The organism is Formosa bonchosmolovskayae, from assembly GCF_051016085.1.
GTDB lineage: Bacteria > Bacteroidota > Bacteroidia > Flavobacteriales > Flavobacteriaceae > Formosa.
In genome coordinates this window covers 388,276-404,630 of sequence record NZ_CP174605.1, presented here as the reverse complement: position 1 = coordinate 404,630, position 16,355 = coordinate 388,276, and the positions used below count along the sequence as shown (strand labels likewise).

General features: G+C 33.8%; 20 protein-coding genes. 12 read left to right on the top strand and 8 right to left on the bottom strand.

The features are described 5' to 3' along the window. Positions 1-113 precede the first annotated feature (113 nt). The 5 genes from ACKC83_RS01550 to ACKC83_RS01530 all read right to left on the bottom strand — a co-directional run bounded on the left by ACKC83_RS01550 (position 114) and on the right by ACKC83_RS01530 (position 5,395). Complete coding sequence (locus ACKC83_RS01550) at positions 114-1,136, bottom strand: helix-turn-helix domain-containing protein (protein WP_414035215.1); 1,023 nt, start codon at positions 1,134-1,136, stop codon at positions 114-116. 59 nt (positions 1,137-1,195) lie between these two features. Beyond that, on the bottom strand, positions 1,196-1,342 hold the full coding sequence (locus ACKC83_RS01545) for a hypothetical protein (RefSeq protein ID WP_434036788.1): 147 nt from the start codon (positions 1,340-1,342) through the stop codon (positions 1,196-1,198). Positions 1,343-1,575: 233 nt separating this feature from the next. After that, the gene (locus ACKC83_RS01540; RefSeq protein WP_414035216.1) at positions 1,576-2,022 is read right to left on the bottom strand and encodes a response regulator; all 447 of its coding nucleotides are present in this window, start codon (positions 2,020-2,022) and stop codon (positions 1,576-1,578) included. 145 nt (positions 2,023-2,167) lie between these two features. Beyond that, positions 2,168-4,987 (bottom strand): PAS domain-containing sensor histidine kinase, encoded by a 2,820-nt coding sequence (locus ACKC83_RS01535; protein ID WP_434036787.1) that lies wholly within the window; start codon positions 4,985-4,987, stop codon positions 2,168-2,170. 123 nt (positions 4,988-5,110) lie between these two features. Further along, the gene (locus ACKC83_RS01530; protein ID WP_434036786.1) at positions 5,111-5,395 is read right to left on the bottom strand and encodes an HPF/RaiA family ribosome-associated protein; all 285 of its coding nucleotides are present in this window, start codon (positions 5,393-5,395) and stop codon (positions 5,111-5,113) included. 202 nt (positions 5,396-5,597) lie between these two features. Here ACKC83_RS01530 and ACKC83_RS01525 point away from each other — a divergent pair, with 202 nt between their 5' ends. Further along, positions 5,598-6,506 carry a YihY/virulence factor BrkB family protein gene (locus tag ACKC83_RS01525; RefSeq protein ID WP_434036785.1) on the top strand — a complete coding sequence of 303 codons (909 nt, stop codon included), beginning with the start codon at positions 5,598-5,600 and terminating at the stop codon, positions 6,504-6,506. Between the two features lie 67 nt (positions 6,507-6,573). Here the strand turns inward: ACKC83_RS01525 and ACKC83_RS01520 are convergent, their stop codons facing one another. Beyond that, complete coding sequence (locus tag ACKC83_RS01520) at positions 6,574-6,759, bottom strand: CsbD family protein (RefSeq protein WP_414035220.1); 186 nt, start codon at positions 6,757-6,759, stop codon at positions 6,574-6,576. Positions 6,760-6,973: 214 nt separating this feature from the next. Here ACKC83_RS01520 and ACKC83_RS01515 point away from each other — a divergent pair, with 214 nt between their 5' ends. The 7 genes from ACKC83_RS01515 to ACKC83_RS01485 all read left to right on the top strand — a co-directional run bounded on the left by ACKC83_RS01515 (position 6,974) and on the right by ACKC83_RS01485 (position 10,693). Continuing rightward, positions 6,974-7,255 (top strand): DUF7218 family protein, encoded by a 282-nt coding sequence (locus ACKC83_RS01515; RefSeq protein ID WP_414035221.1) that lies wholly within the window; start codon positions 6,974-6,976, stop codon positions 7,253-7,255. Between the two features lie 44 nt (positions 7,256-7,299). After that, a complete protein-coding gene (locus tag ACKC83_RS01510; protein WP_414035222.1) occupies positions 7,300-8,340 on the top strand; it encodes an AI-2E family transporter in 1,041 nt (346 codons plus the stop codon). 116 nt (positions 8,341-8,456) lie between these two features. Continuing rightward, entirely contained in the window at positions 8,457-9,149 is a 693-nt protein-coding gene (locus ACKC83_RS01505) for an SOS response-associated peptidase family protein (RefSeq protein WP_434036784.1), read from the top strand. Positions 9,150-9,282: 133 nt separating this feature from the next. Next, on the top strand, positions 9,283-9,447 hold the full coding sequence (locus ACKC83_RS01500) for a DUF1328 family protein (protein WP_414035224.1): 165 nt from the start codon (positions 9,283-9,285) through the stop codon (positions 9,445-9,447). A gap of 26 nt (positions 9,448-9,473) precedes the next feature. Beyond that, positions 9,474-9,647, top strand: coding sequence for a hypothetical protein (locus ACKC83_RS01495; RefSeq protein WP_414035225.1), 174 nt, complete (start codon positions 9,474-9,476; stop codon positions 9,645-9,647). A gap of 106 nt (positions 9,648-9,753) precedes the next feature. After that, a complete protein-coding gene (locus ACKC83_RS01490; protein ID WP_434036783.1) occupies positions 9,754-10,101 on the top strand; it encodes a hypothetical protein in 348 nt (115 codons plus the stop codon). Positions 10,102-10,138: 37 nt separating this feature from the next. Then, positions 10,139-10,693: a helix-turn-helix domain-containing protein gene (locus tag ACKC83_RS01485; RefSeq protein WP_414035227.1), complete on the top strand. Its 555-nt coding sequence runs from the start codon at positions 10,139-10,141 to the stop codon at positions 10,691-10,693. Between the two features lie 75 nt (positions 10,694-10,768). On the opposite strand, the gene ACKC83_RS01480 is transcribed toward ACKC83_RS01485, so the two are convergent. Further along, positions 10,769-11,305: a YSC84-related protein gene (locus ACKC83_RS01480; RefSeq protein WP_434036782.1), complete on the bottom strand. Its 537-nt coding sequence runs from the start codon at positions 11,303-11,305 to the stop codon at positions 10,769-10,771. Between the two features lie 221 nt (positions 11,306-11,526). Here ACKC83_RS01480 and ACKC83_RS01475 point away from each other — a divergent pair, with 221 nt between their 5' ends. From ACKC83_RS01475 to ACKC83_RS01460, 4 genes are all read left to right on the top strand, one after another. Next, positions 11,527-12,120: a hypothetical protein gene (locus tag ACKC83_RS01475; RefSeq protein WP_434036781.1), complete on the top strand. Its 594-nt coding sequence runs from the start codon at positions 11,527-11,529 to the stop codon at positions 12,118-12,120. Between the two features lie 160 nt (positions 12,121-12,280). After that, on the top strand, positions 12,281-14,638 hold the full coding sequence (locus tag ACKC83_RS01470; RefSeq protein WP_434036780.1) for a TonB-dependent receptor domain-containing protein: 2,358 nt from the start codon (positions 12,281-12,283) through the stop codon (positions 14,636-14,638). 119 nt (positions 14,639-14,757) lie between these two features. Further along, entirely contained in the window at positions 14,758-15,204 is a 447-nt protein-coding gene (locus tag ACKC83_RS01465) for a universal stress protein (RefSeq protein ID WP_434036779.1), read from the top strand. Between the two features lie 44 nt (positions 15,205-15,248). Next, the gene (locus tag ACKC83_RS01460) at positions 15,249-15,608 is read left to right on the top strand and encodes a hypothetical protein (protein ID WP_434036778.1); all 360 of its coding nucleotides are present in this window, start codon (positions 15,249-15,251) and stop codon (positions 15,606-15,608) included. Positions 15,609-15,671: 63 nt separating this feature from the next. Here the strand turns inward: ACKC83_RS01460 and ACKC83_RS01455 are convergent, their stop codons facing one another. Further along, positions 15,672-16,166 carry a c-type cytochrome gene (locus tag ACKC83_RS01455; RefSeq protein ID WP_434036777.1) on the bottom strand — a complete coding sequence of 165 codons (495 nt, stop codon included), beginning with the start codon at positions 16,164-16,166 and terminating at the stop codon, positions 15,672-15,674. Positions 16,167-16,355 lie beyond the last annotated feature (189 nt).

The following is a 16,355-nucleotide window of genomic DNA, read 5'->3' as shown; positions in this document are numbered from 1 at the left end:
TCTTAATTAAGATAACCGCTTTTTGCATGTCTAAGTTTTTTATTTGTAAATGGTTTTACAACATTAAAATCGCCCACATAATATATTATATGGGCGATTTCTATATATATAAGTTATGCTGTTGCAGCTAACGAATTTTGGTTGTCCTGGTATTGTTTCGGACTACAATTGTACTTTTCTTTAAATATTTTAGAGAAGTAACTTCTACTTGTTAACCCAACAGTATAAACAATTTCTGAAATGTTTAAGTCTGAAGTTTTAATTAAATCTTCGGCAGTTTCTACACGTACGTTTCTAATAAAATCGGTTACCGTTCTATCGTGTAATAATTTAAAACCTTCTTGTAATTTTGAAGGTGTTAAGCCTGATTTAGAACTTAAATACTTTAGAGTGTATTGTTTTTCAGGGTAATTTTTAATGAAAACAGAAAGGTCTTTAATAATTTCCATTTCCTCTTTATTTAACGATCCGAACTGGTTACTCGCATGTCTAAGATCGTCTGTATGTTGTTGTATTTCTAACGCTAATATGGTTTGTACTGTACTTTCAATTAGTAAGCGTCTCACTACACCTTCTTGATTTATAGCTTCTAATTGTTCAATTTTTTCAGATATTTTTAAATTGTAAGATCCAAAATATGTGAAATTAGTGTTGTCGCCTTCTGGTTTAAAAATTTCGTCTAACTTAGAGTTTAACTCATTATTTTTAACAGAAACCTCATCTGTGCTCACTACAATTGTAGAAAACTTATAAGTCATATCCTTTTTAAAGTGATATACGTTATTAACCGACTCTGCACTTCTTAAAATGGCGGTCTGAAAAGCATCCAATGTATTTGTTTCACCCTCTACAGAGAAACTATGTTCTACATGTCCTTCCGAACAATATGTGAAATATACTGGAGACGATTTTAAAATAGTATTTACTAACTTAATGTCTCTTTTAAACTCAATATCAAAAGCGATATATGTAATGCTCTTTTTAACACTAATCGCGCTAATAGTACCTTGAGCTAAATCATTATCAACAGTTAAAACGTTTTCGTGATTAAGTGAAGAAATAGTTCCTCCAATTTTAGCTTGAAGATCATTAATCATTTTACTAGCAGAAGTCGATTTTATATATAAGGTTTTCATGAGTTTTTGTTTTAAGTTAAAAATGGTCTTTAATTTTTTCGCTGGTTACTCGAATACTTTTAAATGTGGTTCGGTCTTTGCTTTGATGTTACGCGTTGCGTCGAATTATCTAAGCTGTTTAACATGGCGTTTATATTTGGAAGTTTGAAATTTGCAACTTTCTTAATTCTTCCGACGCGAGCATATTGTTTTGAAGTTGGTTTCATATTATAATAGATTTAGTTTTTAATAATTGATATGTCAAAATTCAGAAAAATGCAGAGGGTTCGTGTTACAGAATTTTCAGATTGTGTTATATAATTTTACGAAAACAGGGTTAAGTGGTTGTTTCGTAATGTTTTATGTGTGGCAGGTGAAGACATGAAAAAGCCCAACTATTAACATTAATTAACAATTGGGCAATGTGTTTTAGACTTAAAAGCGACTTTAAGCTATATAATTATAGTCGCATTATAAAGTTTTCTTTGTTCAGGTTAGAGGTATTGTATTGCCAATTTATCTGCAGTACTTTTTCTATAACCGATTTTAATTTTGAAAAATCGTTTGGCTTATTAATATATATATTAGCACCATTAACGAAGGTTTCATCTATATCATTATCTGATGATGAGGTGGAATAAATCGCAATAGACAATTCTTTTAAATGATCTGTTGTTCTTATTTCTTGTAAGCATTCTAATCCATTTTTTACAGGCATGTTTAAATCTAAAAACACGACTTGCGGTAGAATACAATTGGGTTGTAATAGGAAATCCATAAACTTCTGTCCGTTCTCAAAAAGGGACAGTTCAGTTTTAATATGAATTTGGTCTATAGCCTCTTTAAATAGGAAGCGATCGTCTTCATCGTCATCCACCAAGGCAACTTTTAATTTTTGTAAGTTCATAAAAAGTAGTAAAATTTACAACAATGTTTTGGCTTACAATGTGTTATAAATAGCATTAAGTTAAATTCCTATTAAACTAATTTGTAAAAGGGAGAAGCTAATTTACAAATTAATTCAATTCGAATTTATAAAAAATGCATTATGGCTAAGAAATATCTGTAGGAATGTAAATATTAAATGTAACTCCTTTATTTTCTTCACCTTGAGCGAATATAAATCCGTCATGATTTTCTACAATCTTCTTAACTATGGCCAATCCAATTCCTGTCCCTTCGTATGCCGTTCTGGTATGTAAACGTTCGAAAACTTCAAATATTTTTTCTCCATATTCAGGATCAAAACCAATACCGTTGTCTGATATTCTTATATGGCAATATTCACCGTCTGCAGTAAGTTGTTCTAACTTAAATGTAGATCCCTTATCGATAACACTATCTATTTTAATAACTGGAGGCACACCTTCGCGAGCAAATTTTATAGAATTATTTATAAGGTTATTCATAAGTTGAATAAACTGGAACGGTATAATATAAGCGGTACATAACTCTCCAATCTCTATCGTTACATTATGTTCTTTAATTAGTTCTTTTAAATCAATTTTTACTTCGTCTAGTACAGTATTTAAATCTGTTTTTTCAAAGGTCCGTGTCGAGGTGTTTGTTCTAGAGTATGTAAGTAAGTCCTTAATTAAAACTTGCATACGGTGCGCGGCATTCTGCATGCGATTAAAGTAATTGGTTCCTGTTTCGGACAGATTATCTTTCTCAAGGTCTAAAATGCGAGACGAGAATATTTGAATCTTACGAAGCGGTTCTTGTAAATCGTGACTTGAAATATAGGCGAAAGACTGCAATTCTTCGTTCATGCGTTGTAATTCTTCTATCGAAGATTCTAACTTTTCATTGGCTTCTCCCAAAAGTTTGGTACGTTCTTTTACCTGGCGTTCTAACTCTTGTAAGAACATTTTCTGATCCTGAATGTCTGTACTTGTTCCCACCCAACGTTGTATTTGTCCTTTCTCGTCACGTTGCGGAATGGCACGACTTAATTGCCATCTGTATTGGCCGTCGTATCTTATAAATCGGTGTTCGAAAATAAAATCTTCACCAGTTTCTATAGCTCTTCTCCATAGAAATTCATTTTCGGCCTTATCGTCTGGATGTACAATTGTTAGCCAGTTCGACGGATTTAAAGTCTCAGGTGTATGCCCTGTATAATCGTAAACAGTCTGGTTGTAATAATCTAAAACGCCGTCTGTATTGGCAGTCCATATTTTTTGAGGCATAGAATCGGCTAGAAGTCGGAATTTTTGTTCGTTGTCTTTTAGCTCTTGCTCGTTACGTTTTTCTAACGTTATTTCCCTAAGTGTTCCAAATAACTTAGTAGGGGTTCCTTTATCATCGTAAAAAACTTTTCCGTGTGTACGAATCCATATAATAGAATTGTCTTTTTTTCTAGTACGTACTTCGTAAAAATACGTTCCCGTTTTTAGTGCTTTTTTAAAAGCGGGAATTAAAATCGTGTCTAGGTCTTCTGGAACCGTACGGCTTCTTATAAACTCTTTAGTTAAGGTGTCGCTTTCTGGGTAGCCTAAAATATGTGGTAAGCGTTTACTATGAGAGAGCGATTTGCTTTGTAAATCTAATTCCCAAGTGGCAAGTTCTGCGGCTTCGGTAGCAATGCGCAAACGGGTTTCGGTTTTTTCAATACGCTTTCTGGACGTTACTTTTTCGGTTACATCTACGGCAGTAATGATAAGCCCTGTTACAATATGGTCGGCTTCGTAAATGGGAGAATAGTCAAAATCGAAATAAAATTTTCGCACACCATCTTTACCTTCTATGGTGGCTAAGGCTTCTTTTTCGCTATGTGGTTGTCCTGTTTTGTAGACCTTATCTAAAAGAGAAGGAAATTTTTGATGCTCTAATTCCGGAAATACATCTAATAATTTTTGATCTATACAACTGTCGTAATCCTTTCTCCAAATATTGTTTAGCATGGTGTCGTTGGCAATCTTTATAATGTGATCTGGCCCGTGAAACACGGCTATGGGTACAGGACTTTGCAACACTAAATTTTTAAATCTATTTTCACTTTCATATACAGATTGCTTGGCTGTTACAGAATCTGTAACTTCTGTAGTTGCTAAAATTAATCCGGTAATAACTTCGTTTTCGTCTTTTATTGCTTCACCTAAAAAATTATAGTAGTGTATTTTGGATGTATCGTTTTGCGATAAACTTATAGGGATTTCTGTCAATTGGAAACTTTTACCTGTTTCTAATGTTTTTAGAATTTCCGATTTTAAATCGAATGGCGTTTGTGGCAGGGCATCTTCAAAACTGTCGCCAACGGCAACTTTATAATTTTTATTGAATAGTTTTCTGTATTTCCAGTTAATGGTATCTATTAATTTTGTTCTGGAAGAGATAATTAAAACTCCAATTGGAGCTTGCTTAACAATATTGGTAAATCGCGATGTGAGCTTGCTTAATTTTCTACTCGCTTTAAATTTAGTGGTATCATCTTGGCAAGATACAAGTACACCTTCTGCTAGATTTTCTTGTTTTTGTAAAGGAATAAAATGAAATGTCCAATACGTTTTATTCTGACCTTCAAATTTAATTTCTAAATCCTCTATGCTTAGCGGTTCTCGAGCGTTTAAAGTTTTTTCTAAGGGAAGAATTAATTCAAAAAGTATTTCGGAAGTTATACGCTTAAAAGATTTACCAAGATAATCATGATTGTTATTCTCCGCAAGAAAGGCATCGTAAAATGCCTGATTATAAAAGAAAAGTAAATCGTCTCCCCAGCATAAAAATTGAGGCTGTTGGTTTTGTAACAGCATATTTAAAGTGAATATTAAATGCTGTGGCCATGTTTTGACTGTATCTGAAAATGCTTTAGAATTTAACAGCTTTCCGATTTCGGAATGTGGGAGTAGTATATGTTCTGTTGTGCTCATGCTATAAGTATTAGGCTAAAAGGGTATTGAACTTAAAAACCTTCAAAATAATATTTGAAGGTTTTTAATCATAAGTTAATATAATGTTCAAGGTAATAAATTTCTTGATTTTTCTCAATAAGATTAATTATTATCATCTATTAACTTTTTTTCTAGGGCACTGTATGTCTTTTGTATCGCTTGTTCGATGGATTCTTCGTGAGCTACAACATAGATACTCGATTTTTGAGTGTCAAGTTTTATTTCGCAAATACTATCTATTTCTTTCGTTTTATTTTCAACTTTAAAGAACACATTAGCGCTAATAACAATTGGGAACTTTCTCGCTAAAGGATTTAATTTTTCTTCGACTAAATATTCAAAATAGTTATTTCTTGGTATGTTCACATATTCAAATTGTAGTTCCATAACCAGATAATTTAGAGTTTATTCTTATTTTACTAGGATACAAAGCTAAACAGAATTAAGACTGTGCTTTGACTTAAACGCATTTTAGATGTGCTCAAATGATAAATTTTTGTTAAAAATATTAAAGGAATAGATTTTGTAGACTATCTCAGTTCATATAAAATATATACTTTTATAAAGTAAAACAGATGAAACAATTTATATGGCACATATATTTAATGATAAATTTAAGATAAAAGATTTTCCGTATTTGCTAAAGGAAACATTTAAAAGATGGATGGCAAGCGACCCTTGGCGTTTAAGCGCTATTATAGCCTATTACTCTATATTATCGCTACCGGGACTTTTGGTAATAATAATAAATGTAATTGGATCTATTTGGGGAACGGCCATTGTTGAGGGGGAATTAACAGAACAAATTTCCAGCGCCTTAGGTCACGATGCCGCCGAATCGATTACCACAATGATTCAGGAAACTCAGAATACAAGTCGGAATGTGTGGTCGACTATAGTGGGAATTGCCACCTTGCTTTTTGCGTCGACTGGGGTGTTTTATCAATTGCAATTATCCTTAAACGATGTTTGGGATATTGAAATGAAACCAGGTTCGCCGTTTAAGCATATTTTAATAAGTCGTGCCCGTGGATTTGCCTTTATTCTTGTGGTAGGATTTTTACTTTTAGTGAGTCTTGTTGTGTCTGCGGGAATATCAATTCTAAATGATTATATTCAAAGGGTGTTTCCAAGTGAGGTTTTATATGCGGCCTATGCCATAGATTTAAGTGTGTCTATAACCATAATATCGGCACTGTTTTCTCTTATGTTTAAATATTTACCAGATGCTAAAATTCCATGGAAAAGCGTGTGGTCTGGAGGCTTTTTAACAGCTGTTTTATTTGTTATAGGGCAATCGTTGTTAGGTTATTATTTTACTAAAGCCGATCCAGGTTCTACTTATGGTGCAGCAGGTACAGTGGTATTAATGCTACTTTGGGTGTCATACTCTTGCCTGATCTTGTTTTTCGGGGCCCAATTTACTTGGGTGTATGCTAAACACTACACCATCGATATTTCGCCTACCAAACATGCGCAAATTAAAACAGATAAATAATATCAAAGAACCCCGCTAAAAATAATATTTAGCGGGGTTCTACCTATAAAAATTAACTAACAAAATTTTACCAATTATTGATTTCGTCGCGAAGCTCTTCTTTTGTCTTCCCTGTTTTTTCTTGAAGTTTTCCAACCATTTCGTCGAACTGTCCTTCTGAATATGTAAGATCATCGTCGGTTACTTTACCGTACTTCTGTTTAAACTGACCTTTAATTTGTTTCCATTTTCCTTCTATCTGATCGTTATTCATGATTTTATGTTTTATGGTTATTACTGATGTAAAATTATCTCAAATCTAAACGGTACATTACCTGTTTTACTTTAATTTTTAACGCAATCACAAATTGTGATTTTCTTAAGAATAAGTCTTCTTTATGTGGGCATCTCACTACTATATATGGCCGCGTAACGTTGTGTGTTACAGCTAAGATTTGATGGTTTTGAATTAATTAAATAAGAATCTTATGGCGATATTTGATGTTAATAAATTTAAAATCATTGTCATGGGAGATAGACCAAGAATAAAGAATGAAGCACAGTACGATGCCTTACGTGACCAAGGATATAGTAAAGAGAAATCTGCACGCATAGCAAATTCTCCAAATGCAGGGAAGCGTGGGGGAGAAGCGAGTGCTTATGAAGATCGGACTAAGTCCGAATTGTACGAGCAAGCGAAAGACCTGGATATTGAAGGCCGTTCTAAGATGAGTAAAGACGAATTAATTTCTGCCTTACGTAATCATTAAGAATAATAGACTACAATTAATAACTCATTTACACTTACAAACACATGCGAAAACGAATCTCTCCAAGTATAATAAGACAAATATTTGTTTTATTACTCATTTGCTTTTTTGGGATCATTATTATTATTGAATTAATTCCATATTTATCCGGAGTTTTGGGAGCCATAACATTTTTCGTTTTGCTACAAAAGCCAATGACTTTCTTGGTTAAAAAGAAAGGGTGGAAACCTTCTATAGCAGCCGTTCTGCTATTAATAATATCCTTTATCGGAATATTAATTCCGATAGCGGGAACGGGTTTGTTATTAGGGAGCCGGGTAGAAAAAGCCATTTCAAAATCGGAGAGTTTTATAAGTACAATTGAAGAGCAAGCTTCCAGTTGGGAGCAGAAAATGGGATACGATTTTACATCTAATATAGATACGTCTTCCATCTCGACTTGGTTGTCGCAGAATGTGCCAGATGTATTGGGATCTACTTTTAATGTATTTATTGCCATTGCCTTAATGTATTTTATGTTGTATTTTATGTTGAGTAATAAAAAGGCTTTGCAAAATGCGATGTTAGACTATATACCTTTAAGTAACGAGAACTTACGAATTATTGGTAACGATAGTTTAGCCATGGTAAAATCTAATGCCATTGGTATTCCGTTGGTAGCATTTGCTCAAGGTATAGTGGCTTTAATTGGTTTTTTTATATTTAATATCCAGGATCCGTTTTTTTGGGCCGTTATTGTTTTTGTGGGTTCAATGATTCCCTTTATAGGAACTTTACTAGGGACATTACCCGTTTTTATTCTAACCTATATGAATGGAGATACCGGTCAAGCATGGGGAATTTTGGCCTACGGACTTATTGTAATTAGTTCTACCGATAATTTACTGCGCTTGGTTATTTTAAAACGTTTAGACGATGTCCATCCGTTAATAACACTCTTCGGAGTTCTTGTGGGAGTGCCACTTTTCGGCTTTATTGGTCTTGTATTTGGTCCTTTATTAATCAGTCTGTTTTTACTTATACTTAGAATTTATAAGCAAAAATACGGTAAGGAGGATGAGAGTACACATGAGAAACGATTATAACAAATTAAATGGAGGCGAGACTTCAAATTTAAATTGAAGAACACCTCTTTAAATGGACTTTTATGAATGAAAATCATTCCGCTTCAGTTCATTTATAATTTAAAAAAATAAGAATCATGTTCTATCAAATATCGAATATTGCAAATAGAGTTTCTGTTGAAGATACACTTTCGGCAAAATTCAAATTTCCGCACTTATATAAACCTAGAAAAAGAATAGATGGTACTGCAGAAAGTGTATTGCCTATACTTACAACTAAAGATAATAAGCACTTACAATACGCCATTTGGGGCATGTTACCCGAATCTTTTAGGGGCGATTGGAAACCTTATCAGAATAATCAGAATACGTTAAATATTAAAACAGGGACACTAAAAAAACATTTAGAGTTTTATAGAGATAGCGAAGTTAAACGCTGTTTGGTCCCCATGACAGGCTATATGGATTTTAGTATGTCGGAAGGAGAAGTGACTCCTTTCTTTGTAAATCATACTAAGAACACTCCTTTTTGTGTGGCTGGAATTTATAATCAATTAGAAGATGGATTTTTCACCTTTTCCATTATTATACAAGATCATTTAGATGAACATTCAAATTCCATTTCTAAATTTCAACCTGCCATTCTAAAAAGAGAACTTCACGATCGGTGGTTAAATCCTAAAATAGATACGCTACACGCTTTAGAACTTCTTGAAGAATCGCACGATTATATTTTAAACCGATTTCCAACCTCTACACATCTATTATTAAATTGTGCTTCTGAGGGTCAGGAAGATGAAGAGGAACTTGGGCTGGAAGACGCCGTTTAAAGCGGTTTCTTATTTGGGTTAAGTTTAAAAGTGATACAGTTAAATGGAGCTTCGGTATTCCTATACCTTTACAGTATCGAAATAGAGTAACAACTATTTCTTATTAAATATTAACCATTAAAAACCAAATATTATGCTACGTTGGACAGTCACATTTATAATTTTAGCCATTATTGCCGGAATCTTAGGATTCGGTGGAATTGCAGCAGGAGCTGCAGGAATTGCAAAAATTCTATTCTTTATATTTTTAGTTTTATTTGTAATTTCTCTATTCACTGGTAGAAGCTCAATAAAATAATTAAAAACCTTATAAAAACTAAAAACATGAAAAAATCAGCTTATATAGTATTATTCGCAATTGCAATGACGTTCTCTTTATCAACTTTTACAAGTTGTAGAGATCAGAAATCTACAGGAGACAAAATAGAAGATGTCGCAGACGATGTTGGAGATGGAATTGAAGATGTTGCAGACGACGTAGAAGACGCCGTAGATTAGTAACAGAAGTAGAAAATAATCTCTTTCTATTATAAAATTTAAGGGTGTATTCTTAGGGATATGCCCTTTTGTATTTAAAGTATTACGAACCTTAAAAATAAATATTATGATAATTTCAGACGAATTCGCTAAGCACGAAACAGATAAAATTAAAAAGTACCAAGATAAAGGCTATACAGCAAATTATAGAGTTAAGGATAACCAATTGGTAGATTTAGAAACCAAGGAAGCCTTTAATTCTGAATCGGTAAAGATCGTAGCAGAGCACCGTTACGAAGGGATGAGTAATCCATCGGACATGTCTATTTTATATGTTATTGAAACCCCATCCGACTCTAAAGGAACATTTTTAGCAGGATACGGACCTACGGCAAATTTAGACGATGCAACATTCTTTAAAGACATTCCTAAGTCTAATTATACAGAAGATGCAAAAATTTTAGATGATGAATAACTTATTCGTATTTTGCAGCCAAACTTAAAGGTGGCATATGAAAGTATTCGTTAGATTCGATTATCACGTAGTTTGTAAACGTGTGCTTGAAGCGCAATTAGAGGAGTTAAAAATTCCTTATAAATTAAACGGGATAGGAGAAATTGAATTAGCTTCCGATCTAAAAAAAGAAAAGAGAGAGGAGCTTATTGAACGTTTAGCGTTTTATGGAATTGAAATTATTCAAGATGAGAAAGATGTTTTAGTACAACGTATAAAAGACATTATCGCTGAGATGATACAAGATTCCGATGAAAATAAAACATACAACACGTCTACTTTACTTTCAAAAAAGTTAAATTACTCGTACAGTTATTTGTCTAGTATATTTTCTGAAGTTACCTATTCTTCAATCGAGAATTTCGTAATTTTAAAGAAGATAGATTACGCAAAAGAACTCATGTCCAGTAACGATAGTTTAACACTTACAGAAATTGCGCATCGATTGCAATATAGTAGTGTCGCTCATTTATCGGGACAATTTAAAAAGATTACAGGTTTGACTCCTTCTAGTTTTCAGAGGATCATGTCTAAACGACGGGAAAGAGTATAAAATATTATTATATTTTTTACATAAAAGAAGTGTTCGGAATACAGAATTTCGAACACTTCTGTTGTGAGTTGTATATTAGTCGAATGCGTTGTACTTAAAACTTTGTCCGCCAATAGAGGCTTCAGCCATTAATCCTGCTTTAGAATGTGTAAATACTGCCACACCATCTTTATATTTGGCATCTAGGCTTTCTCCCGTTTTTAGTACTACTGCAGATACTCCTGCATCAAATTCAAATTTACCTGCTTTAAATTTCTCCACATCCTCTAGTTGTTCAAAAAAGATCACTTCAATTAAAGCTTGACCTCCTGCCTGTAAGCCAACGTTGAGTTCTTTTAAACTTGCCATGCCTTTCTTTTTGCCATACTGATATAATACTCCATTTCCTGAGGCACCTCCAACTATAAAACCGCCTTTACCCACATTAGGGAAAATAACACATCCCGCCGAATTATCGAAAAAAGTCCTTAAATCGGGATTTACCTCTAAAAGTGTCTTAACTGCGGCATCCGATTCCTTGATTATTTTCTTGTCTTTTTTACTTTGTGCACTTACAGCAAAGGACATGCTGCATACAACCAATAATAAAAATACATGCTTTAATACGTTCATAATGTTTATAAATTATAATGGTTAAGAACATTAAATTACAACATTTTAATTGGATTTCTTCCTTGAGTGGGATATTTATCCTTCGAGACTCTAAAACTCCGGAGTTTTGTTAGTGTCTGTTTATCAGTCTTGTGTGTTTTTGTCTTAGTAAATGTCATTCCATTTTTATATTCTTTAGTATCTTCAACGGCAATACTGTAATATTGAAATTTAACTAATGCATGAAGAGTTATAAATTGCTTATACGTTATGTGATTACAGGAACACTGTTTGTTGTTGTTCCCATCCTTATCCTGTTTGTTTTGTTTGGTAAAGCACTCGGTATTTTAATGCCTTTAGGTCATACACTAACAGAGAAATTTCAATTGACAACAATCCTGGGACCGGCGGCGGTGGTATTGGTAACTTGTTTTATTATCTTCATAATTAGTTTGCTAAGTGGTTATTTTATTGTGAATGGCTTTTTAAAGCAATGGAGTAATGCATTTGAAACCACCTTGTTTTATAGTTTTCCTTCTTTTCAGATGATGAAATATAGATTTATTGATGAAGCCGATTATAAAAAGCAAGATTTCTGGAAACCCATTTTATTAAAAGACGATACCATATATCTTATCGCCTTTATTACTGATAAAAGTCAATCCGATTTTCTGTCTATTTACGTTCCAGATGCTCCAAAAATGGATGCCGGCGAAGTGCGTTATATGCGTGCATCCGACTGCGAATACATTCCTATCACCATGAAACAGGCTATGAATGGATTGCGTAATTTCGGAAAAGGAATGCATCCTGAAGTGTTTTTAAATGCTAAATAATGTGAAAATAGCTTTTGTATATAGGTGATTTTTTACCCCTAAATATCGAGGTGTTAGTGTTTCAATAATTGACTAAAATTAAGTGTAAATCGCGACCTGCAAATCCCTATATAAGTGCTTATGTTTGTAATGTCTAAAAATTATAAAATTGGAAGTTTACATGAAGTCATTAATATTATTTCTTAGTCTTTTTTGGAGTTTTGTCTCTTTAACACAGGCTCAAGAGGTCGAGATTAGGGGTGTTGTTCTGGAAAAAGGGGCAAACCTTTCGGTACCTTACGCTACAGTTGTTATTGTAGATTCAAGTTCTAATAAGCCGATCTCAGGGACTACAACTAACGAATCTGGTGCTTTTACATTAACCTCTTCTTCTTCGCAAGTATATCTTCAAATCAGTTTTATCGGATTTAAAACATTAACCTTTAAAGATCTCGATTTTACAAGTGCTGTGTACGATTTAGGTACAGTGTACATGGAGCAAGATGCGCAGTCTTTAGACGAGGTTGTGGTGCGTGCAGAAGTGTCTTCGACACAGTTCAAGCTGGATAGAAAAATATTTAATGTGGGGCAAGATATAGCAAGTACAGGGGTAAGTGCTTTAGAAGTTTTAAATAATGTTCCATCTGTAAATGTAGATATTGAAGGTGCAGTGAGTTTAAGAGGAAATAGTGGAGTTCAAATTTTAATCGATGGGAAACCTTCTGTTTTGGCTGACGAAAGTAGTAATGCGCTGGGAACAATTACTGCCGATATGATTGAACGTGTGGAGGTAATTACAAATCCGTCGGCTAAATATGATGCAGAAGGAACCGCAGGAATTTTAAATATTATTCTTAAAAAAGAAGATAAAAGGGGTGTGAACGGTTCGATATCTTTAAATACAGGAATTCCCGATAACCATAGTGTTGGAGTGAGTTTGAATAAAAGAACAGAGAAGTTTAATTTATTCACCCAATTTGGTGGCGGATATCGGTCTTTGCCTAGAGATAATACATCGGAGAATACCAATTTTGAAACCGGTTCGAGTGTTATTAGTGAAGGTACGGAGTACAGAAACGAAACGTTTTTCAATGTAACTTTAGGGACCGATTACCATATAAACGATTTAAATGTGCTTACGCTTTCAGGTAATTTTGCCTACGAAATCGAAGATCAACCTTCTAAAACTAATTTTAGTTCTTACGATAATGCTGTGCTAAACTCAAGATGGTTTCGTGAGGAAGAAACAGATGCTACCAATCCGAAATGGCAGTACGAATTAAATTATAAAAAAGAGTTTAAGAATAACAAAGAGCATACGTTGTTGTTTAGTGCTTTAGGGAGTTTTTTTGGGAAAGATCAAGAATCGGAATTTACAAATACGACCACATTTGGGGACATTGTAAATATCGATCAGCAAACGGAAACAGAATTTCAACAAGCCGATTACACCTTTAAATTAGATTATACGAATCCGCTTTCGGAGACTATCACTATCGAAACCGGGGTGCAATATTTAATTAACGATGTTGGAAATGACTATGAAGTCCGCGAATTCGAATCGAACGAATGGATTGTAAATCCGAATCTAACGAATGATTTCGAATACAATCAAAAGGTTTTCGGGTTTTACGGAACGGGAGCTTACGAAGGTGAAAAATGGGGTGTAAAATTAGGACTTCGTGTTGAAGATACTAAGTTGTACACCTTGTTGGCCAATACAAACGAAGAGAACGATCAGGAGTACACAGATTTCTTTCCTACGGTACATAGTTCATACAAAATTAACGACGATTTTTCGGTTCAAGCAGGGTATTCAAAACGTATTTTTAGACCGCGTTTATGGGATTTAAATCCATTCTTCAATATTAAAAACAACTATAATATTCGTGTCGGAAATCCGAATTTACAACCCGAATACACAAATTCTTACGAAATCACAGGGATTTTTAAAATAGGAAAAGCGACATTAAACTCGAGTGTCTTTTATCTGTACACTACAGATGTGGTAGAACGAGTTTCTGTTTTTCAGGATAACGTTACGTTAACAACTCCGGTAAACGTTGGTACAAATGGAGCTTTAGGATTTGAATTAAATGGAAAATATTCACCTTTAAATTGGCTAACTTTTAATGGAGATTTTAACTTTAATTACTTTCAGCGTAAAGGCGAATTCGAAGATCAATCATTCGATTTTAATGGAGAACGTTGGAATGGGAGATTAACGTCTAAAATAGCATTGCCAGCCGATTTCGATTTGGAAGTTACAGGGCAGTTAGAATCCGATTATCAAACAGTGCAAAGCGAAAATCAGGGATTCACCTTTATGGATTTTGGGTTACGTAAAAAAATACTAAAAGGTAAAGTCGTGGTAAATTTTGCGATTAAGGATGTTTTTGAATCTAGAGTTTACGAAAACACCATTTTAAACGCCAATAATTTCAACAACAATAGAAGTACACGTGGTCGCTTTTATACTCTGGGGTTTAGTTACGGATTCGGGAAAGGTGAAGCCATGACGTATTCCGGTAAACGATAAAATACAAGCCATTGGTGGATTAGTTTAAATTATATATCCTTTTAACAAGGCCAAGTCAAAATGGTTTTTCAGTTAAATGTTTAGTATCTTAGAGAGTCATAAATTTAAACTAAGAAATCATGAAAAGTATATTAGTGACCATCGATTTTAACGAAAAAGAAGCGCCTTTGTTAGAGCAAGCATTTAAAATGGCATCGGCTTTTAAATCTAAATTGTGGATTATGCATATTGCAGCACCCGAGCCAGATTTTGTTGGTTACGATGTGGGGCCGGAAGAAATTAGAGATGCACGTGCAGAAGAATTGAGAAAGGAACATCGCTTGCTTCAGAAATATGCTAAAGATATGAATGACCGTGGTATAGATACAGATGGATTATTAGTAAGTGGAGCAACCATTGAAACCATTTTACAGCAAGCAGAAAAATTAAAAGCCGATTTAATTATTACGGGGCATGAACGTCATGGGTTTTTCTATAGAGCAATTTTGGGAAGTACAGCCGAGCAATTACTAGAAGATTCCAAAATTCCGTTATTAATAGTACCTTTAGACCTAGACAAAGCATAATTCTTAAATAAGTAGTAGATTCGTTTTTTAAATTATGATTTTACATGACCATTAAAGATTTAGAGGGGACTTTTACCGTAATGGGAAGTAACCAAAACGAAAGCAATCATACTTACGAGGGGACGCTTAGTTTATCTGTAGATAGCGACAACCGTATTCAGGCCATCTGGTTAATACATAACGAACAAGAACAGTTTGGAACAGGGTTCTTTAAAGACAATATATTGGTGGTGAATTTCTATTATTTAGGAGAAGACGACAAGAAATTTAAAGGCGTTGTTGTGTATCGCTGTTTAACTCCCGATATTTTGGATGGATTCTGGTCCGAAAAATATGGAGATCCAGCTTATCTGGGCGAAGAGCGTTGCTTTAGAGTTAAAGCAACCGATGAGGTTTTAGAATAAAAAAGCTGTTTAGTCTTTCTATAACTAAACAGCTTTTTTTTGTTTTTAACCGAGTACTAAATGTTAGGGATTTAAAGATCTTAAGTATTCTAAGATGGCTCTAGCATTCTCCTCGCTTACAGGAGCGGTTACCATTGGCGCTTTATCATATTCCTCATAAATACCCTTTGCTAATGGGTCTTCTTTTACCATCTGAGACGTATTCATGGTCATATTCATTATCCATTCCGGACTTCTTTTAGTAGTAATATCTCCTAACGCTGGACCAATAAATTTACGATCTGTTTTATGGCATGCCATACAGTTTATTTTAAAATAGTTTTCTCCTTTTTTAGCCAGATCTTGATCTATACTTTCTTCTATGGCTACAGAAGTAATTGGTCCAACACCTTTGTTTTCTAAATCCACAATATCTTCAAAAGATTTTTTTTCTTCGGCAGGTTTGGTCTGCTCTACAGTTTTAGAAGAACTTGGAGCGTACTCAAAAGATTTTTTTTCTTCCTTCTGTTTACAACCAACAATAAGTAATGCCAATGCGATAAAGAGTAATTTTTTCATTTATATAATTTTTAAGAATTTCAAGGGAAACGTAAAATTAAATAAAAAGAAATGTTTTTAATATGACGATAATCATGTTATTAGGCTGTTTCAGAAAGAGAATAGTTTCATGTATAATTTGTGCTTAAACGTCTTAATTTAATTATATGTGTGGATTACACAGTATTTAAGTAGCTTTATAAGCTCGTA